This is a genomic window from Sphingomonas baiyangensis, assembly GCF_005144715.1.
Classification (GTDB): domain Bacteria; phylum Pseudomonadota; class Alphaproteobacteria; order Sphingomonadales; family Sphingomonadaceae; genus Sphingomonas; species Sphingomonas baiyangensis.
Genome location: NZ_SWKR01000002.1, coordinates 1,844,904 through 1,865,383 on the forward strand (window position 1 = coordinate 1,844,904; position 20,480 = coordinate 1,865,383).

Annotated in this window: 17 protein-coding genes; 11 read left to right on the forward strand and 6 right to left on the reverse strand. The window is 66.3% G+C overall.

Going from position 1 to position 20,480, the window contains the following annotated elements:
* Positions 1 to 19 precede the first annotated feature (19 nt).
* Genes FBR43_RS12190 through FBR43_RS12200 form a run of 3 tightly spaced genes read left to right on the forward strand, consistent with a single transcriptional unit; the run spans position 20 to position 5,785 of the window.
* Positions 20 to 796 (forward strand): ImuA family protein, encoded by a 777-nt coding sequence (locus tag FBR43_RS12190; protein WP_249276575.1) that lies wholly within the window; start codon positions 20 to 22, stop codon positions 794 to 796.
* Complete coding sequence (locus tag FBR43_RS12195) at positions 714 to 2,522, forward strand: DUF6504 family protein (protein WP_136943369.1); 1,809 nt, start codon at positions 714 to 716, stop codon at positions 2,520 to 2,522. Before FBR43_RS12190 ends, FBR43_RS12195 begins: the two co-directional genes overlap by 83 nt.
* Entirely contained in the window at positions 2,522 to 5,785 is a 3,264-nt protein-coding gene (locus tag FBR43_RS12200; RefSeq protein ID WP_136943370.1) for an error-prone DNA polymerase, read from the forward strand. Before FBR43_RS12195 ends, FBR43_RS12200 begins: the two co-directional genes overlap by 1 nt.
* Positions 5,786 to 5,824: 39 nt before the next feature.
* On the opposite strand, the gene FBR43_RS12205 is transcribed toward FBR43_RS12200, so the two are convergent.
* The 3 genes from FBR43_RS12205 to FBR43_RS12215 all read right to left on the reverse strand — a co-directional run bounded on the left by FBR43_RS12205 (position 5,825) and on the right by FBR43_RS12215 (position 9,176).
* A complete protein-coding gene (locus FBR43_RS12205; protein ID WP_136943371.1) occupies positions 5,825 to 7,105 on the reverse strand; it encodes a DUF4238 domain-containing protein in 1,281 nt (426 codons plus the stop codon).
* A 63-nt stretch (positions 7,106 to 7,168) separates the two neighbouring features.
* Positions 7,169 to 8,293: a hypothetical protein gene (locus FBR43_RS12210; protein WP_136943372.1), complete on the reverse strand. Its 1,125-nt coding sequence runs from the start codon at positions 8,291 to 8,293 to the stop codon at positions 7,169 to 7,171.
* A 22-nt stretch (positions 8,294 to 8,315) separates the two neighbouring features.
* Positions 8,316 to 9,176: an HNH endonuclease signature motif containing protein gene (locus tag FBR43_RS12215; RefSeq protein ID WP_136943373.1), complete on the reverse strand. Its 861-nt coding sequence runs from the start codon at positions 9,174 to 9,176 to the stop codon at positions 8,316 to 8,318.
* 71 nt (positions 9,177 to 9,247) lie between these two features.
* On the opposite strand from FBR43_RS12215, the gene FBR43_RS12220 reads away from it, so the two are divergent.
* The gene (locus FBR43_RS12220) at positions 9,248 to 10,066 is read left to right on the forward strand and encodes a hypothetical protein (RefSeq protein WP_136943374.1); all 819 of its coding nucleotides are present in this window, start codon (positions 9,248 to 9,250) and stop codon (positions 10,064 to 10,066) included.
* A gap of 3 nt (positions 10,067 to 10,069) precedes the next feature.
* Entirely contained in the window at positions 10,070 to 11,032 is a 963-nt protein-coding gene (locus FBR43_RS12225) for a hypothetical protein (protein ID WP_136943375.1), read from the forward strand.
* A gap of 12 nt (positions 11,033 to 11,044) precedes the next feature.
* Here the strand turns inward: FBR43_RS12225 and FBR43_RS12230 are convergent, their stop codons facing one another.
* Complete coding sequence (locus tag FBR43_RS12230; RefSeq protein WP_136943376.1) at positions 11,045 to 11,221, reverse strand: DUF3606 domain-containing protein; 177 nt, start codon at positions 11,219 to 11,221, stop codon at positions 11,045 to 11,047.
* Positions 11,222 to 11,447: 226 nt separating this feature from the next.
* Here FBR43_RS12230 and FBR43_RS12235 point away from each other — a divergent pair, with 226 nt between their 5' ends.
* The 6 genes from FBR43_RS12235 (at position 11,448) to FBR43_RS12260 (ending at position 18,451) form a co-directional block, all read left to right on the forward strand.
* Positions 11,448 to 12,653: a DUF932 domain-containing protein gene (locus FBR43_RS12235; protein WP_136943377.1), complete on the forward strand. Its 1,206-nt coding sequence runs from the start codon at positions 11,448 to 11,450 to the stop codon at positions 12,651 to 12,653.
* A 122-nt stretch (positions 12,654 to 12,775) separates the two neighbouring features.
* On the forward strand, positions 12,776 to 14,713 hold the full coding sequence (locus tag FBR43_RS12240; protein ID WP_317128327.1) for a ParB/RepB/Spo0J family partition protein: 1,938 nt from the start codon (positions 12,776 to 12,778) through the stop codon (positions 14,711 to 14,713).
* Between the two features lie 135 nt (positions 14,714 to 14,848).
* Positions 14,849 to 15,877 carry a DUF7146 domain-containing protein gene (locus FBR43_RS12245; RefSeq protein WP_136943378.1) on the forward strand — a complete coding sequence of 343 codons (1,029 nt, stop codon included), beginning with the start codon at positions 14,849 to 14,851 and terminating at the stop codon, positions 15,875 to 15,877.
* A 314-nt stretch (positions 15,878 to 16,191) separates the two neighbouring features.
* Entirely contained in the window at positions 16,192 to 17,115 is a 924-nt protein-coding gene (locus tag FBR43_RS12250; RefSeq protein ID WP_136943379.1) for a DUF2493 domain-containing protein, read from the forward strand.
* A gap of 186 nt (positions 17,116 to 17,301) precedes the next feature.
* Complete coding sequence (locus FBR43_RS12255) at positions 17,302 to 17,499, forward strand: sigma factor-like helix-turn-helix DNA-binding protein (protein WP_136943380.1); 198 nt, start codon at positions 17,302 to 17,304, stop codon at positions 17,497 to 17,499.
* A gap of 31 nt (positions 17,500 to 17,530) precedes the next feature.
* Positions 17,531 to 18,451: a HEPN domain-containing protein gene (locus tag FBR43_RS12260; RefSeq protein WP_136943381.1), complete on the forward strand. Its 921-nt coding sequence runs from the start codon at positions 17,531 to 17,533 to the stop codon at positions 18,449 to 18,451.
* A 244-nt stretch (positions 18,452 to 18,695) separates the two neighbouring features.
* Here the strand turns inward: FBR43_RS12260 and darG are convergent, their stop codons facing one another.
* On the reverse strand, positions 18,696 to 19,766 hold the full coding sequence (gene darG, locus FBR43_RS12265) for a type II toxin-antitoxin system antitoxin DNA ADP-ribosyl glycohydrolase DarG (RefSeq protein ID WP_136943382.1): 1,071 nt from the start codon (positions 19,764 to 19,766) through the stop codon (positions 18,696 to 18,698).
* On the reverse strand, positions 19,763 to 20,395 hold the full coding sequence (gene darT, locus FBR43_RS12270; RefSeq protein WP_136943383.1) for a type II toxin-antitoxin system toxin DNA ADP-ribosyl transferase DarT: 633 nt from the start codon (positions 20,393 to 20,395) through the stop codon (positions 19,763 to 19,765). The genes darG and darT overlap by 4 nt, the downstream gene beginning before the upstream one ends.
* Between the last annotated feature and the right edge of the window lie 85 nt (positions 20,396 to 20,480).

A 20,480-nucleotide genomic window follows, 5' to 3' on the forward strand; every position in this document is an offset into this window, starting at 1 on the left:
AACGAGTCGTTATTCCCTTATGTCAACCGAAGCTGCCTTTGCCGAGACCGATCGCGCGCGCCTGCTTGCTGAGCTGAAGGCGCGCATAGCCGCGCCTGAGGCGAGTGATGCGCGGCTGCTGCCGTTCGGGATCGAGGCGCTCGACTCGAGGCTTGCCCTTGGCGGGATCGATGGCGGCGGATTGCATGAGATCGCCGCGGCATCACCGACGCTTGGGGACGATGCGGCGGCGACCTTGTTCGTCGCGGGCATCGCGGCGCGCTTCGCCGATTCGCCGGCGGCGTCGATCGCCTGGGCGCTGACCCGGTTCGACCTGTATGCGCCCGGGCTTGAGCAGGCCGGCATCCCGCCTTCAAAGCTCCTCTATCTGGAGGCGCGAGACGAGACGATGGCGCTCGCGCTTGCCGAAGACTGTCTGCGCCTTGGCAGCTTCGCTGCGGTTGTCGCCGAGGTGAAAGCCGCCGACCAGACCGCAACGCGCCGCCTCCAGCTTGCTGCCGCCGACGGCCACACCCCGATGCTGCTGTTGCGCCGCTGGGCGCGGGCAGCGCGCGACCCGAACGAAAAACCCTCAGCCGCCTGCACGCGCTGGCGCATCGGCTGCGCGCCCTCGGCCAGACTCGCTTATCCCGGCGTCAGCCGGGGCCGCTGGTCGGTCGAACTCGTCCGCCAGCGTGGCGGCAATCCCTTCTCTCTCATTCTCGAGGCATGCGATGACACGGGTCGCCTCGCTCTACCTGCCGCAGCTCGCGATCGAGCGGCTGCGCCGGTTGCGGCGACCAGCCGCGCCGCCTGAGCGCGCCTGGTCCCCGGCGCCGATCCTGCCGCCTGTCGACGATGACCCGGGTGCCTGTTCGGTGCCGCGCGGCGGCGGCTGGCGTCCCGGCGCACGCTGGGCGCGCGACGGGGCGGCCAAAGGCGCCGATATCGAAGAGCAGATCGCACGCCTTCCCGAGCACCAGCGACCGCCCATGCGCGTGCTCGGCCGGCGATCGGAGCCCGCCGATCCGCCGTTTCGTGCGATGCGGCCGGACGAAGGAGGCCCGGCCGGTGCTGCACGCGCGCCAGTCGCGATGCCTTTATGGGGCCGCCCGACGGTGCTGATCGAGCGGGTCGGACAGCGCGAGATGGTGACCGCCGCCTGCCCGGTCGCGCTGGGGCTGGGCCTCGCGCCCGGCATGGCGGCCGCCCACGCGCGCGCATTGGTCGGCGATCTCGATGTCCAGGATGCCGACCCCGCGGCCGACTGCGCCTGGCTCGATCGTCTCGCGCTCCATGCCGTCACGCACTGGACCCCCACCGCCAGCGTGTCCGGCAGTGACGGCATCTGGCTCGACATGACCGGCGCCAGCCATTTGTTCGGAGGCGAGCCACGCTTCTGTCGTCACGTGCTGCGCTTTCTCGCGCGGCTCGGCTTCTCGGGCGCGATCGCCATCGCCGGCACGCCGGGCGCTGCCCATGCCCTCGCCCGCTATGGCGGTGCGCCGATCACGATCCTGCCGCCATCCACCGAAGCTTCGGCGCTGGCGGGCCTGTCGATCGCCGCGCTTCGCCTCCAGCCCGATGCGCTCGCTGCCGCGGCGCGGTTCGGGCTCGAACGTGTCGGCGATCTCTATCCGATGCCGCGCGGCCCGCTGGCGCGCCGCCTCGGCCTTGCCGCCGTCGAGCGGCTCGACCAGGCGCTGGGACGCGCGGCCGAGCCGATCGTCGCGCTGATCCCGTTCGAGGCGCCCGAAGTCACGCGCCGGCTGCTCGAGCCGATCGGAACCGCCGAAGCGATCGCGCAGGTCATCGCCGATCTGGTCGACGACCTGGTGCTGGTCCTCCAGCAGCGGGGACTCGGGGTTCGCAGCGTCGTGCTGACCGCCGTCCGCGTCGACGGCGCCGACCGGCGGATCGCGATCGGCGCATCGCGCACCACCCGCGACGCCAAGCATCTCGTGCGCATGTTCGGCCTGAAGCTCGATCGCATCGATCCGGGGCTCGGCATCGAGGCGATGCATCTCACCGTCCCGCACAGCGAACCGCTCGGTGCGCGTCTTGGCGACACGCTGCTGCCGGAAAGCGGCGATGCGCCGGATCTCGCCCCCGCGATCGACCAGCTTGCCGGGCGCGCCGGGGAGCAGGCGGTGTTCCGCCTCACCCTCGAGCAAAGCGATGTGCCCGAGCGCGCCGTGCGGCGCGCCGGCCCGCTTGCCGCCGCCTCGGGCTGGCCGGCCTGGAAGCGCCCGGTCCGGCTGCTCCGGCGCCCCGAACAACTCAGCCATGTCGTGGCCCTGCTTCCCGACCATCCGCCGCGCCGCTTCACCTGGCGGGGCAAGCCTTATGCGGTCACTGCCGGCGACGGGCCCGAGCGCATCCATGGCGAATGGTGGCGGACCGATCGCGAGCTCTGGGCGGTGCGTGACTATTTCCGCGTCGAGGTCGAAGGCGGGCAGCGTTTCTGGGTGTTCCGCCGCGGCGACGGCGTCGTGCCGGAGACCGGCGACCTCAGCTGGTATCTGCACGGGTTCTTCGGCTGATGACGACCTATGTCGAACTGCAGGTGACCAGCCATTTCTCTTTTCTGCGGGGCGCCTCCTCGCCCGAGGAATTGTTCGCCGCCGCGCAGTTGCAGGGCCATCGTGCGCTCGGGCTATGCGACTGGGGCAGCGTCGCCGGCGTCGTGCGCGGGTGGGACGGCCAGAAGACGACCGGCGTGCGGATGATCCCCGGCGCGCGCGTCGATCTGACCGACGGGCGCGCGCTCTTGCTCTATCCGACGGATCGCAAGGCCTGGTCGCGGCTCACCCGATTGCTGTCGCGCGGCAAGGCGCGCGGCGGCAAGGGCTTTTGCATCCTCGACTGGAGCGACGTTGCCGATCATGCCGAGGGGCTGGTCGCGATCCTGCTGCCGGACCTCGCCGACGCCGTCACCCGCGGCCATTTGCTCGATCTGGCCGCCTTGTTCGGCGCGCGCGCTCATTGCGCGCTGTCGCTGCGCCGTCGGCCCGACGAGTTCGAGCGGCTCCATGCCCTCGATGCGCTCGCCCGCGAGACGGGCGTGCGCGCGGTCGCGACCGGCGACGTGCTCTATCACACTCCTGAGGCGCGTCCGCTGCAGGACGTGGTGACCGCGATTCGCGAGCGCACCACCGTCGATGCGCTCGGCTTCCGGCGCGAGCGGTTCATGGACCGGCACCTGAAGTCGCCCGCCGAGATGGAACGCCGCTTTGCCGCCGTCCCCGATGCGATTGCGGCGAGCGCCGACATCGCGGCGATGTGCACCTTCGATCTTGGCGAGATCCGCTACCAATATCCCTATGAGCAGGTGATGGCAGGCAAGTCCGCACAGGAGGCGCTGACGATCCTGACCCATGAGGCCGCGGCGGCGAAGTTCCCCGACGGCGTGCCTTCGGCCTATGCCGACCAGATCGCCCACGAGCTCAAATTGATCGGCGAGCTCGGCTACGCGCCTTACTTCCTCACCGTCCGCTCGATCGTCGACGAGAGCCGCCGTCGCGGCATCCTCTGCCAGGGACGCGGCTCGGCCGCGAACAGCTGCGTCTGCTTTCTGCTCAGCATCACGTCGATCGACCCGATCCAGCACGAATTGCTGTTCGAGCGCTTCGTCTCGGGCGAGCGCAAGGAGCCGCCCGATATCGACGTCGATTTCGAGCATGAGCGCCGCGAAGAGATCATCCAGTGGATCTACGAGACCTATGGCCGTCATCGCTCCGCGCTGACCGCGGTGGTGACGCGCTACCGCACCCGCGGCGCGGTTGCCGAGGTCGGCAAGGCATTGGGGCTGCCGCGCGACCTGACCAAGATGCTGAACGGGCTGGTCTGGGGCTGGTCGATGGACGGCATCTCCGACGAGCAGATCGCGAGCCTCAACCTCAATTCGAACGACCATCGCCTCAAGTTGACCTTGCGCCTCGCGCGCCAGCTGATCGGCACCCCGCGCCACCTCTCCCAGCATCCCGGCGGCTTCGTGCTCACCCAAGACCGCTTGGACGATCTCGTGCCGATCGAGCCCGCGCGGATGGAGGACCGCCAGATCATCGAATGGGACAAGGACGATATCGACGCGCTCCGCTTCATGAAGGTCGATGTGCTGGGCCTCGGCATGCTCGGCTGCATGAACCGCGCCTTCAACCTGCTCAAGGCGCATAAGGGCGTGAAAGTCGGCATGGCCGATCTTCAAGACGACGATCCCGACGTCTACAAGATGATCCAGAAGGCGGACACGCTCGGCGTCTTCCAGATCGAGAGCCGCGCGCAGATGTCGATGCTGCCGCGGATGAAGCCGACCAAATTCTACGACCTCGTCATCGAGGTTGCGATCGTCCGGCCCGGCCCCATCCAGGGCGACATGGTCCACCCGTATCTCCGCCGCCGCGAAGGCAAGGAGAAGCCGGAATATCCCAGGCCCGAGCTACGCGCCGTGCTCGAGAAGACGCTTGGCGTGCCGCTGTTTCAGGAGCAGGCGATGAAGGTCGCGATCGTCGGCGCGGGCTTTACCGCCGCCGAGGCCGATCAGCTGCGCCGCGCCATGGCGACCTTCAAGCTGACCGGCGGGGTCAGCCATTTCTACGACAAGCTGGTCGGGGGCATGGTCGCGCGCGGCTATCCCAAGGATTTCGCCGAGCGCACCTTCAAGCAGATCGAGGGATTCGGCAGCTATGGCTTTCCCGAGAGCCACGCCGCTTCCTTCGCCAAGATCGCTTATGCCTCGTGCTGGATGAAGCATCATCATCCCGACGTGTTCTGCGCGGCCTTGCTCAACGCCCAGCCGATGGGCTTCTATGCGCCCGCCCAGATCGTCCGCGATGCGCAGCTGCACGGCGTCGAGGTGCGGCCGGTCTCGATCAACCACAGCCATTGGGACTGCACGCTCGAGGCGCCGACGCCGGGCGGGCGCCATCTCGCCGTGCGGCTCGGCTTTCGTCAGGTGCGCGGGCTCGCCAATGTCCATGCCGCGGCGATCGCGGTGGCGCGGGGCGATGCGGCTTATGAAAGCGTCGAGGAGGTCTGGCGGCGCGCCGGCGTGCCGCGCGCCGCGATCGAACGGCTCGCCGAGGCCGACGCCTTCCATTGCATCGCCGAGGATCGCCGCCAGGGTCTGTGGAAGGTCAAGGGCCTCGGCGAAGCGCCGCTACCGCTGTTCGCCGCGGCCGATGCCCGCGAAGGCGGCTTCTCGCCCGAGGGCCTCGAGCCGCGTGTCACGCTCCAGCCGCTCACCGACGGCCGCGAGGTGGTCGAGGATTATCGCTCGCTGCAGCTGTCGCTGCGCGCGCATCCTTTGTCCTTCCTGCGAGAGCAGCTCGCCGCCGAAAAGATCGTGCGCTGCGGCGATCTCGCCTCGATCCGCGACGGGCGCCAAGTCGAGGTCGCGGGCGTGATCCTCGTCCGCCAGCGTCCCGGGTCGGCACGCGGCGTGCTGTTCATCACCATCGAGGACGAAACCGGCGTCGCCAACGGCATCCTCTGGCCCGACCGGTTCGAGAAGCAGCGCCGCGCGGTGATGTCGGCATCCATGGTGTCACTGCGCGGGCGGCTCCAGAAGGAAGGCCAGGTCATCCATGTCATCGTCGATCGCGTGGTCCCGCGCGACGAGATGCTGCGCTCGATCGGAAGGATGGATATGCCCGTGCCCTTCGGCCGCGGCGATGGCGCGACCCATGCCGGCAGCCCCGACCGCGGCGATCCGGGCTGGAAGCCGCGCGACCTCTATTCGCCGCCTTTCCCGAACGGCGCCGATCCCGAGGATCTGATCAAGGTGCGCAGCCATGACTTCCACTAGTGACACACCTGCCGGGCGGGCCCTTGCCGTGCGAGCGCGTCAGCGTTCACTGTCAAGCTTGCGCATGAGCGCACGGAGCCCTTCGTCGTTGTGCACCACCCGGAACCACCCCTCGTCTGCCGCTCCGAAGCGCTCGAGGCATGCCGCCCCGATCGATCTGCGCGGCCTGCCGTCCTGATAAAGCTCGGCACGGATCTCGCCGCTGTCCGCCGCGACCAGCTCGAGGAGCTTCAGGCTGGTCGTGCGTGCCGTGAGCCCCTCGCCCGATTTGTCGAACTCGACGATGGGCAAGACGCAGTGATCGGCAACGCCCTGGATCACCAGCTGCCAGCCCGCCGCCATGTTCTTCCGCGCTGGGGGCGGGCGCCCCATCTCGCCGAGCTCGACATGCGTCTCGACCGAGCGGAGCTGGGGTTCCTCGTTGAGAATCTGCCGCGCGAAGTCGAAATCGTCGATCGCTGCGTAGAGATAGCGGGCGCTCCGAGCGACCTGCCGGTGATTCCAGCCATCGAGCTCCGCGGCTTCGATCTCGATCGCCTCGCCCGTCCTGAAGCCCTGTCGATAGGCTTCCATGCGCGCGCGTTGGCCGGCTTCCATCTCGGCCTGGTCGATCGCCTCATAACGGCTGACGATGGTCGGGCAGACCAGCGCAACCGCGAGATCGGGAGCGATCGGCAGGCATGCGATAATCCCATGCGCCTGGAGCCCGATATCGCCATAAGGGAAGGCGTTCGCCATCGCGACGGGATCGTCGGACAAGATGAAGTGCTGCCCGGCGGGCGCGGCGAACAGCGTTGGGACGAGCCGCACCATCGATATCGCTATCCGGTCCCGTTGCAGAAACGACCGTACGGCGCCGAGCCGCAGCGCGGCATCGCTCGGCATCGCCATCGCGGGATCCGCGTCGGGGTCGAAGCCCAGACCGCGTACCAGGTCGCGCATCCGGGCTCCGAGGTGGCGCGGCGTAGTGCGGGCGAAGTGCGTGCGCAGAATCTGGGTAGCGAAAAGATCGATCAGTGCGACCCGGTCGCCGGGTTTGAACCAGCCCACCGAGCGCCGATCGACAATCTGTGATACGAGGCGGGCAGAGCGGCTATCGACGTCTTGGAACAGGTCCTCGAAATTCCATTTGCCTGCGTCTAGCTGAACGCTGTTGAAGTCGTTCTCCGAGCCGGCATTTAGGATCGAGCTGACCCATGCTCTGCCGCTGCTCTTGTCGAAAACCCAGATCGATTTTCGCGTGGCATCGCGCGCGAAGTGACGCAGTTGCGCTTGCGGCACGAAGTGATGCTTCTTGGAAGGCCTGGGCGGATTGCTCACCGCCCTAAGATAGGCGCGCGCTCAAACGCGCCAAGGGACGCGTGAGCGCGCCGCCGAATGCGATTAGCCAGCGACGCCAAGCAGCACCTCGAAGTCGGCGCCCTTAGCGATCTCACCGATGAGTCCGTCGAGGCGGCTATCCTTCTGCCGCGCCTGCCGGAAATCTTCCGCTGTGCGTTTGTCGACATAAAGGACATCGCAATAGGCCGCGAGCACCGCAAGATGTGCGTCATTGACATCGCTGGCAGGCAATTTCTCGCGCGGCTGGCCATGCATTCGAAGCGCCTCGCCAATGACACGACTGGGCAGCTCGTCCATCGGCACCTGCTTGAGCGTCTCGAACGGCTGGCCGGTCAGCGACGCGACGGCCTTGAGCTGGCTGCGAAACATCCCCAGCCGGCTGAGGTCGGCGAGCACGCAGTCGTCACGTATCTCTGCCACGTCAACACCTTGGCCGGTGAGCGTCACAACCAGCAGCTCGCGTACGCTGGTTCCAGGTGGGGGCATCATCGCCAGAACCCGCTGCATGAACGCGTCGGCCATCGCTTCAGCCCTGGCCCGGTCTCCGTCCGTCCCCCGCAGCGCCTGCTCAACCGCTGCGGCACGGATCGCGCCGAATTGAACACGCATTCGTTCGGGCGAGGCGATGCTGCCTTTGGCGAGTTCCCCGATTGTCTTGCTCTCGTCGAAGCTTCTAAGCGGCCCGAGCGCCGCCACCATGGCCGAGCTGTCCCGGCGCGCGCGCAACACCGGCCGAATCGCGTCCCAGACCCAGCCATGCTCTCCGACCGCCTGCCTCCCGGTGCCGGTGCGGAGGAGCAGGGTGCGGGCACGATCCCGGATCGCAAACAGTCCGCAATTGCCTTCGCTCGCTGCGATGGCCTCGGCCGCCAGAACCTGGGCGATGGAGCCGAGGCCGGCTTCCTCGCCCGGCAGGCGTAGCCAGCCGATCATGGGCAACTGCTGCAGGGCACTCATTCTAGCGCGAGCGCGTTCAGGATCTTCATGACCGAGCAGCTCTTCGAGGTGATGCCAGCTGAGCAGCGGGATGCGCCCCTGTTCGACGAGCCGCGCGTGCAGGCTGGCCGCGCGGCTTCGACGATCGAGATCCGGCGAACGGGTCGCATCCAGCCAGTTCGCCCAATGCGAGCTGTCGGGAGCAATCAGTCTAGGCGCGAGCAGCGTCATGGGCAGGCGAGCATCTGGCGCGTCAATCGAGCAGGCCGAATTTGAGATCGACCAACAGGTTGTCGAGGGTCGCATCAACCTCCTCGACGAACGCCTTCAGCTGCGACCAGCGGAGATCGATACCGGGCGCCAGGATCGCGAGATGGCAATCCTGCCAGTCGGTGTCGAGCGAGCCAAGCTGATGGCGCGCCAGCGTGTTCCCAAGCTTGTCGATCTTGTAGTCCGACAGACGCGCGCGATTGATGCGAATGGTCTTGAGATCGTCGGTATGGACAGAAATCCCATACTCGTTCTCGCGGCGCCCTCCCAATGCGAGCGCCTTTTCGATGATCGCAACCATTAACTGGCGATCGTCTGAGCGCAGGTGACGCAGCCTTTCCACAAACTCCGCAATCTCCCCGGGCGTATCGCTGTCTATGAACGGCTCTTCGTCCCTGGTTTCCAGGAAGGCGATGTAGCGTGCCAAGGTCGTAGGCAATGTCGAGCCGACCGTCTCGGCGTCGTCGGAGATTTCGTTAAGGTAGGATTTCTGAAGCAGATCGCCGACGGCTTCAAACCGCGCCTCGCGGTCCCGCTTCCATTTGCGCAGCATCGACTTTTTGTACTTTTGCGCATCCTTGTCGACCAGCGTGTGGCAGGTCGGACAGAGCAGCAGCAGATTGTCAAAGGCGCGCCGCGCTTCCGGGCCGAGTTTGGCATCGAAGCGCGGGCCGCCTGGACTCTCGGCGGCGATGTGCGCGACCTCTACGACCAGCTTGCCATCAGCGGACATTAACGTCGTGCCGCAGCCTGGCTTCGCGCATTGATTGCCGGAAAGCGCGAACAAGCGCTTGAGCGTGTCGAGTGCGGGCGCCTTTCGCGCGGCCTTAGGTTGTTTCGCCATCCGTCCTTCACCTCGCCGCGCGCGCTATTGCGCTGTCGCCAGACGCCCGCCGCCCCTATCATTCGTGCGCAATGACCCGTGCCACCCCCATCGATGTCTGGGACATCGCCAGCTATGATCGCGAGTTGCGCGAAGACCTAGATGTGCATGCCGAGGATATTCGCAACTTCATGGACACTTCGCGTCGGCACTGGCTCGAGCGTGAGGCCTCGGACCACACCATGCCTTATTCCGAGAACCCCTATTCCGGAATCTTCATGGCGATCTCCGATCATGTTGGACGGCTCATGGGGGAGCGCACCATCCGGGCGTGGCACTATACGCGGATGACGGACGCTGAGGTCGCCGCCCTGCGCAGGGACGGCGTCCATTTGTCGACCATGGACAGCTTGCGCGCGCGCCTGGCCGCGCAGGTGGCGGCAGGCACATTCGATGCGGCGACCGCGGAGCGGTTGCTGGCGGGCAGCCCCTTCCACCATGACATATTGGGCTCGCGCGCCAACAAGTTCTGGATGGTTTCGCACCCCCATGAGTCCGACGACAGCGGGGTCGAACTTCTCCTCGAAAGCTGGGGCGGCGAAGCGGTCTATTTCTGGCAGCGCGACCCCGAACTCCAGGCGTTGCTGCGCACGATCGGGCGGCCGCGGGTCCTCGAGTTCGCAGTCCCGATGATAAAGACCTGGAGCAGTTCGGCTGCGGGAGCCGCCGTGATCGCCGCCTACGGCCGGTCGCTCGGCTGCCGCTATGACAGCAAGATGTTCGATCTGTATGCCCACCAGCCGCTCGGCGCCGAATGCCGGCTTGCCGTGCATAGCGACGGCGATACGAATTTTGCCGGGCTTGGTCGGACCTACCCAGCAAGCTATCGCTGCAATTATGGCGACAGCTGAATCATGAACGCGCTGCTCGACAACGCGGTGGCCAGCATCCGCATCGGGGTTCAGGACTACCGCTCGCCCGACGATCACCGTCACCTGAGTGCTGTCCGCAACTATTATGCCGGCATCCTGCTCCTCGCCAAGGCTGTGCTGGTCCGCCGCTTCCCCAACGAGGACCCCGACCTGCTCCTCGCGGCGAAGCTGCGACCGCAGGCCGGACCGAACGGGACGGTCGAGATCGTACCCGAAGGCCAGACCACGATCGACTTCCAGACGATCGGGCGCCGCTTTCGCGATCTTGGCATCGCCTTCGATCCCGCGTTGCTCGCCGGTCTCAACAAGATCCGCAACGATATCGAGCACCGATTCTCGCCGCTCGGGCGCGCCGCGATCGTTGAGGCGATCGCCAAGGGCTTCCCTGCCGCCGGGCAGCTGTTTCGGCTGCTCGACGAGGACCCCGCGATTTTGCTGGGCGAGGAGTGGAACGACATGCTCCAGAGCCGCGAGCTGTTCGCTGCGGAGCTGGCAGCTTGCCAGCGGACGCTGGAGGCGATTGACTGGCGGTCGGGCACGATATCGGATGCGAAGCTGGTCTGCTCGGAATGCGAGTCCAACCTCGTCCAGCAAGCCGATCCCGAGAACACGGTCCAGGACGATGCCGAACTGTCGTGCCGGGCGTGCGGCGCGGGGCTCGATGTCGGCGACGTGATCGAGAGGAGCATCGACGACGCGCTCGGCGCCGAAGCCTATCTGCGCGCCAAGGACGCTGGCGAGGACGGGCCCTATTACCCCTGTCCCGATTGCGGGAAGGACACCTTCATCGACTTCGAGGCGTTGTGCGCCAATTGCGGATTCACATATGCCTCAGAAGGCCGGTGTGCGATCTGTCATACTACTATTCCGGTCGCGGACATGCTGGACGACCCGGATCGAACGCTGTGCGCCTATCATCAGCATCTGATGGAAAAGGACGACTGAACTGCCTGCCGGTCAGCGCCTCAAATAGGCCTCCACGGCAGCAGCGCTGTTGCCGGCCGCATCGACGGCTTCCTGCAACCGTTCGCGGCTCACCCCGAACTTGTTCGTCCAGTAGCGCACTTCATAATCCTCGCCCATCGCAATGCGGGAAGCATCCTGGGGCGCACGCAGGCTAGTGTCGTCGCTCATAACTTCTCTCCTCCTGGTGATGAATCGACGAGATTCGCGTCGGTTCCCACCCTGCGCCGGTCAGGAGGGGAAGGCTTTCCCCTGACGGCAAGCCAGGGTCTTGCCGTACCCCTTCTGCGGGGCCGCGCCCCGCAACGCCCCGCCTGAAGAGGGAGAGAGGGGCCGTGCCGGCCGTGACGGGTCAGGGCCGAGAGAGAGTCTCCGGCGCCCGTCGCGGAGAAACCCCATGGCAACCATCATCGATCACCACCCCGCTCCCGCCGCCCGTGCCGCTTCGGGTGCGTACAAGGTCGATATCTCGCGCGGGCAACGCATCGGCCGCGTCTCCTCCGAATGGTTCTCGCGGCCCGACGACGAGCGTTTCCTGTCGCTCACCGAGCTTCATGCGGCGGTCGAGGCGCGGGCCCGGCGCGCCTCGACCAGGACGGTCGAGACCCGCGAAGTTCGGGTGGAGGCGAGCCGCGACGATCCCGAGCGGCTGGCGCTTCTGCTCCCCGGCCGTGACGATGCCGTGGCGCCGACCCACTGGTCGTTTGGTCAGCTCTGCGGCCTGGTCGGCGCGCCGTCCGGCTATCTGCGCCAGCTGCCTGCACCGCTCTCGGGCATCAACTTGCAGCACGGCCTGCTCACCCATCGCGGCGAGCTCATCAAGACGCTCGAGACTGAGGACGGGCGCACCGAGCTGCGCGCCGTGACCGGTCCAGATTATGGCCGGATCTGGGATCACGAGCTGGTCGCGGCGGTGATGCGGATCGCGGGCAACGGCACCGGCGACACGCGTTGGAAGGTACCGGGCACGCTCGACTGGTCGACCATGACCCATAACCCGTTCGTCGAAGTGACGAAGGACACGACCACGCTCTATGCGAGCGACCGCGACGTCTTCCTGTTCCTCGTCGACGATATGCATCCGATCGAAGCCGGCAAGCTGCCTAACGGCGACCCCGACCTCTATTTCCGCGGCTTCTATTGCTGGAACAGCGAGGTCGGCTCGAAGACGCTCGGCATGGCGAGCTTCTATCTGCGCGCGGTCTGCATGAACCGCAACATCTGGGGCGCCGAGGGCTTCGAGGAGATCAGCATCCGCCACTCGAAGTTTGCCGCCAACCGCTTCGCGCATGAGGCGGCACCTGCGCTCGAGACTTTCGCCGACTCCTCGCCTGCGCCCTTCATGTCGGGCATCATGGCCGCGCGCCAGCGGGTGGTCGCGCGCAGCGACGAGGACCGGCAGGACTTCCTGCGCAAGCGCGGCTTCTCCAAAGCGGAGACCGGCAGGATCATCGCCACGGTGCTCGACGAGGAGGGCCATCCGCCCGCGTCCATCTTCGACTTCGTCCAGGGCATCACCGCGGTCGCACGCGACAAGCCCCATCAGGACGCCCGGCTCGAGCTCGAGGGCAAGGCGGCGAAGCTGCTCGCGGGTGCCGCCTGACATCCGCAACCCCTGCCCGCGGGTCCGGCGCGGTCCTCCCCAAAGGGAGAGGGCTGCGCCGTCGCCATGACGGGTTGAGGGTCGAGAGAGAGGCTCCCGGCCGCCCGTCATGGAGAAGACCCATGACCAAGCCGACCAAAATCGCGCTCAGTGCCTCGCGCGACATTCCCTTCAACCAGCTGGTGCTCAGCCAGTCCAATGTCCGGCGCGTGAAGGCGGGCGTCTCGATCGACGCGCTCGCCACCGACATCGCCCGGCGCGGGCTACTCCAGAGTCTGACGGTACGCGCGCAGCGCGACGAGTCCGGCGCCGAGACCGGCAAGTTCGAGGTGCCGGCGGGCGGCCGCCGCTTCCGGGCGCTGCAGCAACTCGTCAAGGCCAAGCGCCTGTCGCGCACGGCGCCGGTGCCGTGCATCGTGCGCGAGGATGACGAGATCTCGGCCGAGGAGGATTCGCTCGCCGAGAACACCCACCGCGAAGCGCTCCACCCGCTCGACCAGTTTCGCGCGATGCAGCAGCTCGCCGGCCAGGGCAGCGATGTCGAGACGATCGCCGCGACCTTCATGACCACGCCCGCGGTGGTCAGGCAGCGTCTCCGCCTCGCCTCGGTCTCGCCCCGGCTGCACGACATCTATGCCGAGGACGGCATGACGCTCGAGCAGCTCATGGCCTTCTCGGTGTCCGAGGACCATGCGCGGCAGGAGCAGGTCTGGGAACTGCTCCAGTCGAGCCACAACAAGCAGCCCTGGATGATCCGGCACAAGCTCACCGAGGAAACGGTGCGCGCATCGGACAAGCGCGTCCGCTTCATCGGTCTCGACGCCTATCAGGCGGCCGGCGGCTACGTGCTGCGCGACCTGTTCGAGGCCGATGACGGCGGCTGGGTCCAGGACGTCGCCCTGCTCGACACCCTTGTCGACGAAAAGCTCAAGGCCGAGGCGGACCGCATCGCCGGTGAGGGGTGGAAGTGGATCGCCGTCGCGGTCGAGTTTCCCTACGACGCCGATGCCGGCATGCGCATGCTCGAAGGCGAGCAGCCGCCGCTCACCGACGAACAGGAAGCCCGGCTCGAGGCGCTGCGCCGCGAAGCCGAGCAGCTTGAGAACGACTGGTCGGGCAAGCCCGAGATCCCCGACGAGATCGACGCGCGTGTGACCGCCATCGACGAGGAGATCGCCGCGATCGTCGAACGCCCCCTGGCCTATGATCCCGAGGGAGTGGCGCGCGCGGGCGTGTTCGTCAGCATCGACCGGATGGGCGGCCTCGACATCGACCGCGGCTATGTCCGCCCCGAGGACGAGCCCGGCGTCGAGATCGTCGACGACGAGGTGCCGGACCCGGATGCCTTGGCCGAGCGCGCCGACGCCGATGAGGAGGCGATGGGCGGTGGCGGTGAGCTGACGGCTCCGGACGCGGGCGAGGACGAGGAAGAACAGGAGGACCCGGGCAAGCCGCTTCCCGACCGGCTGGTGACCGAACTCACGACCTGGCGCACGCTGGCGCTGCGCAACGCCGTCGCGCTCAGCCCCGGGGTGGCGTTCGCCGCCGTGCTCCACGCGCTCGTGCTCGATGGCTTCTACCGCTATGCCGGCACCGAAAGCTGCGTCGAGATTGCGGTGCGCGGCGGGAGCCTCGGCATCCATGCGCCCGGACTCGGCGACAGCCTGTCGGCGCAGGCCATTGAGCAGCGCCACGAGGCTTGGGGTCAGCGCCTGCCCGACGACCCCGAACAGCTTTGGGACACGCTCGCCGCGCACGGTCGCCGGGCGCATCGCCCATTCGCATGTCCTGGCGCGAGCATCCGGGCTCGACCCGGTGGAGGCCGGCTGGACGGCGACGGTCGACAATTATCTCGGCCGGGTGACCAAGGCGCGCATCCTCTCGGCGGTCGAGGAGGCCAAGGGTGCCGAGGTCTCGGCGCGTCTCGCAGGGCTCAAAAAGCCGGACATGGCGCGCGAGGCCGAGACCATGCTCGACGGCAGCGGCTGGCTCGCCGAGCCGCTGCGGACGCCGGCACCGCTCGAACCCGATGCGCCGGATGCACCGGCCATGGCGAATGAGGATGCGACCTTGTTCGCAGCCGATCCGGCCGAACCGGACGCGGATTCGCCGTTCGCCATCGCTGCCGAATGAAGCACGCCCACCTTGGGACCCGCCACCGCGTGGGTCCCATTTTCTTTTCCTGGAGGCCAGTGATGTCGGCAGCGTCGGATCTCTCGCGCCGGCTCGCGCGCAATGCCGAAGCCGTGTGCCGCCACTACCTCCCTGCCGGTCGTCGCGAGGGCCGCTACTGGATCGTGGGCGACGCGCTGGGCTCGGCCGGGCGCAGCCTTTATGTGCGCCTGAAGGGTCCCGACCATGGTCGCGGCGCCGCCGGCAAATGGACCGATGCCGCGACCGGCGGGCACGGCGACCTGCTCGATCTGCTGGCGCTCAACTGCGGGCATTGCCGTCTCGCCGACACGCTCGACGAGGCGCAGCGCTTTCTCGCATTGCCCGGGAGCGAGGTTCCCGAGATGATCGACGACGCGCCCGCGCCTGTCGGTTCGCCGCACGCGGCCCGCAGGCTGTTCGCGGCATCGCGGCCGATCGGGGCGACGCTTGCCGAACGCTACCTGTTCTCCCGAGGCATCACCGGCGTTCGAACCGAGCGGTGGCTGCGCTTTCATGCCGCGTGCTGGTACCGCCCCGACCGCGACGATGTCGCATCCACGCCTGCCGCCATGCCTGCCCTCATCGCCGCCGTTACGGACCTCGACGGCGCGATCATGGGCGTACATCGCACCTGGCTCGACTGCAGCGGCTGCGGCAAGGCGCCGGTGGCGGTTCCGCGCCGCGCCATGGGCAAGTTACTCGGGCATGGTGTCCGCTTTGGTGCCGCGGGCCCGGTCATGGTCGCCGGCGAAGGCATCGAGACCGTCCTGTCGCTGCGCATGGCGATGCCGCGCTTGCCTATGATCGCCGCCCTGTCGGCCGCGCACCTCGCCGCGATCCGCTTTCCCCCGCCTTTGCGCCGTCTCTATGTCGCACGCGAGGAGGATGGCGCCGGCCGCGCTGCCTTTGGCACGCTCGTGACGCGGGCCACTGCGGCAGGCATCGAGCTCCTGCCGCTGGAGTCAGTGCTCGACGACTTCAACGCCGACCTGTGCGCATCCGGAACCGGGAAGCTCGCAGAACGGCTGCGTCCCCAGTTGCGGACCGAGGATTATGCCGCGTTCCTTTGACGGCGCAGTCGTCTCGACCTCACCGCCAAGGCCAGCCTTCGCAGCCGGAGTCCGCGCATTGGCCTTCCGAGAGGGCGACGGGTCGGCAAGCGGCGCGGGCGCGCAACGGCTGCGCTCGGCTATTTTCCGCCGCGGGCTTGAGCGCCCGCTTTGCATCGCGAGCCAAAATAGCCGGGCTTCGCCGTCCTCCGCTACGCTCCGGCCCCCCGGCGCTGCGGCGCCGGACGCTTCGCTGGAGGTGCGCGCCCGCGCCGCCCGCCGCCTCGTGTCGCCGTGAAGGCCGCGAGTGCGCGGTCGACAAGCGGAGACGACCCATGACCCTCGATCGAACCAACGACGCGCCCGAGCAATCGCCGCTGGCAGACATGCTCCAGGAGCTCGAACTCTATGGACGCACGCCCTTTGACGACGAGCTCGATCCGCGGCCTTTGCCCGAAGGACGCCTCGTCGAGGCCGCCGCTGCCGACAGCTTCGACGCGATGGTTGCCTGCCTCGCCGACACCAGGCTCGAGCCCGACATGGAAGACCTGCTCTGGGGGTTCACCAACGTCTTCCACCGCGCGGGCGAGCGGATCGAGCGCGAGCTCGACGCCAACGAGCACGCGCAGCGCCGCCTCCAGCGCGAGCAAGACGGCAGCGAGGTCAAGTCGGTCGAGCTCGAGACGTTGATCGCCGAAGGGCGCACCATGATCGAACGACGCGATGCCATGGAAGCATTCCGCGAAGCCTTTGCCGAGCAGTTCCGCCACTATCTCCGCAAGGCCTGGCTGCCGCGCTCGGGCTCGATGCTCAACCGCCGTGCGATGACCGCCGCAGTGATCGAGAGCCGCGAATTCGTGAACGGCCGCCGCTGGACCGACAGTCAGTTGCTCCTTCCGCCGGGCGAGCGGATCTATGTCAGCGGCGGTGCCGACTACAACGACCATCACGAGATCTGGCGTATCCTCGACGAGGTCCACGCCCGCAATCCGCAGATGGTGCTGCTGCACGGCGCGTCGCGTACCGGTGCCGAACGCATCGCGGCCCTCTGGGCGGCGCAGCGCGATGTCCCGCAAGTCCCCTTCGCTCCGGACTTCACCAAGCACAGCCGGGCTGCCGCGCCGTTCAAGCGCAACGACAAGGTGCTGTCGATCATGCCGCGCGGCATCATCATCTTCCCCGGTGGCGGCATCCAGGACAATCTGTTCGACAAGGCGCGCGCAGCGGGCATCGCCGTCATCGACCGGCGACGGCGCTGATCGCTGCCGCCGATCCCGGCGCGTGAGCGGGCGGGCCAGCCTTTGGACCCGCGCCGCCGGACCGCAACGCGGCATGCTGCCGCGTCCTTCACTTCGTTCCGGCCCGCCGGTGCGGTCCGCCTCGTGGCGCGGGTCCGGCTTGGTCCCTGCCGCCCGCTTCCGGCCGGCAAGAGACGGAGATCGATCATGACATCTGAGCTGATCCGCCTGCGCCGCGCCCTCGACTGCATGCCCGAGGCGGACCGCCGCGTGTTCGAACTCGCCAGGTTCGACGCACTCGATTACCGCCAGATCGCCGACAGGCTCTGCCTGACCGTGCAACAGGTCGAGGACCGCATGGCAAGCGCGATCCGGCATTTGGCCGATTATGATCAGGCGCGTTGAGCATGGCCGCGCCGCCCGCTAGGCTTTGACCATGCGTGTCGACCTCGACCATCTCCCCGAAGCCCAGCAGGCCGAACTGGCGCGCGTGCGCCAGACGCTGATGGACGAGTTCGCCAACGCGATCTCGACCTCCACGCAGCCGTGGAAGAAGAACGGCAAGATCCTCAAGATCATTCTGTTCGGCAGCTATGCGCGCGACGACTGGGTCGACGAGCCCGAGAACGGCTATCAGTCGGACTTCGACCTGCTCGTGATCGTCAGCCACGAGGACCTGACTGACGTCGCTGGCTATTGGTACATCGCCGAGGACAAGATCCAGCACGACCCCGCCGTGCAGAGGCCCGTCAATATCATCGTCCACACGCTCGACGAGGTGAACAAAGCGCTCCAGCGGGGTGAGTATTTCTGGGTCGATATCGTGCGGGATGGGGTGGTGCTGTACGAGCTCCCCAACCACGCGCTTGCAACGCCTAAGCCTCTTACCGCCTTGGACGCCTATTCAATGGCGTCTCGATACTACAACGAACAACTTACGTCGGTCGATGAGTGGATCGAATTGGCTTCCGTCGCGATCGCTAAAGGCGATGTGGGTAGTTGGCGTAAGAAGGCAGCCTTCAATCTTCATCAAGCAACTGAAACCAGCTACGCGTGCTTTCTATTGGTTTGGACGCTGTACTTCCCGCGTTCTCATAATATCAAATTTCTTCGATCCCTCGCCGAGGACAAGGAATCGAGACTTATCGATCCGTGGCCGCGGGAGACCCGCGCTGATCGTCGGCGATTTGAGCTCCTCAAGCGCGCCTATGTCGAAGCCCGCTACTCGCCAAGCTACGAAATTGGTGTGGACGACTTGGATGCGCTTTCATCAGCAGTGACGCGGCTTCGAAATGTCGTTGAGCACCTTTGTATTGAGCGGCTCGAAGGGCTGAAGTTCGATGTGCATCCTCACTGACGTTGCCTCTACCAGTGCGAACCGTGGCAGCTATGCGCCTTAAACCCAGTCATTCCGCAGCCAAATGAGGATGGCCAGAACCTGCCATTTTTCCGGTCACAACAGAATGGCTTCCACAAAAGGGAATGCGGTACTTGAGCTCCGGCCAGCGCGGTGAGAGCGGGAAGTCGTCAGTCTCGCGATTGAGCGGGAAACGCCCGGCGTGGCATCAAGAGCCAAGTACGCTCCGGCAATCCTGCTGGATTTAGTGGACGAGGCCCGCCGTCTTCAGAGCATCGATGGCGATCACGATGATGCGGTCGTCGAACAGCTTCAGCTTCCGCTCGGCCGATGCTTGGCCCCCTGGCCAGCTCGCCAGCGCAGCCCGGATCGGTTCGACATTCGCCTCGACACCCATCTGGCAGAGCCAGTCGACAGTCGCGAGCAACTCCATACCTAGTGGAGACTCGAACCCGTCGATAAGGTCGGAGGTCGCTTGCACAGCCGACCAATGGGTTTTCCCCTCCGTCTTCATGTACAAGGTGACAGCCTCACGGCGCGCTTCGTCGAACCGGATCGCTTCAAACGGACCCGCATCCGCCAGCCGCTTGTCGCTGTGCAGGTAACTTCCGTCCAGCCCGTTCAACATATGACGCATCTTCTCGGAGTAGGGGCCGTAGCGATTGGCCCCAAACTCGAATTCGAAGGGTGGCAGACCAAGCTTGCCGCTGAACCGCTCAAGGAAATATCCGAGCTTCTGTACTTCGAGCAGCGAGCATTCGATGCCCAAGATGGCGTATCGCCGCACCAGCTCCGCGATCGCCGCGCGCGCCGGCGTCAATTTCTCGACGCCGCTTCGCTTTGCGACATTTTGATATTGCCGGGTCGGCTCGTAGATCAGCACCGACACGGCATCGAGCTTGCCGAGCTTCTCGGCCATCAACGCGCGTACCTCATTCCAGTCGAGCCCACCATTGCCGGCACCGAGCGGCGGCAGTGCGATCGAGCGGACCTTATTCTCGGAAATGAACTGGAGAAGGTCTTCCAGCCCTTGCTCAATCCATTCGATCCGTGACGGATATCGCCAATGAGCCTTGGTGGGGAAGTTCACGATCCACTTCGGGCCGATAAAAGCGTCGCGGCGAGTTACGAACATTTTGCCGACATGCAGGCTCTTGGCGCGCGCGGCAGCCTCATACTCCTTGAAGTTCTCCGGGTATGCCTCTTTGAACATAAGCGCGACGCCCTTGCCCATCACGCCAACTGTGTTGACGGTGTTGACCAGCGCCTCAGCCTCGGCATCGAGGAGGTTTCCTTGCGTGAAGGTGATTGTCATAGGTACCAACTGTTCCGAGCGCGGACTTTGACATCGGCATGACGAGCGGCTGCGAGTTCCTCGACCCAGTCGCGCATGGCGGCATCATAGCAGACTATGCCAACAAGGGCATGCACGGGCACGTGCTTGTAGACCAGTGCCTCGGCCTGATATTTCTCGAATTTGTCGATGTCGTCTTTCCTGAAATCTCGTGCCTGCAACACAGGCCAGATAATCCAGTCCAGATCACCGAGGTCGTCGGAAAATTGCGCCGTCTTCAGATATGCGTGTCGATCGCTGAACACGAAATCGACGCTCTGCTTCCGCAGCGTCCTCAGAGATGAAACGAGGATGACGATGTCTCGCAGCGGCTTTTGAGGGACACCGTATCCCGTCTTGATGTTGTACAACATCGGCGAATAAGGCGTGAAGTAGAACGGTACGTAGTCGGCGAGCGTGCCGCCCGGGCCGCAAGGGACCTTCCGCGTCGTTCGCTTGTGAATTAGTTCCTGATTGCCGATTTCAACGTAGCGGGCTCCATCGGTCGTGCTTCGGCAATGACAGCCGTCGCTCAGCACCTTGCCGATATTATCTTTGTGAACGATCCGGAAGATGAGTGCCTTTTCGGGATTGAGTAGGTCGCTTGACATGCAGCACCGCTTAGCGCTGGCCCACCCGCGCCGCAACTGACGTGGCCGCCGCCACGCTGCGGCGGCATGAAGCGGCGCGTGTAGA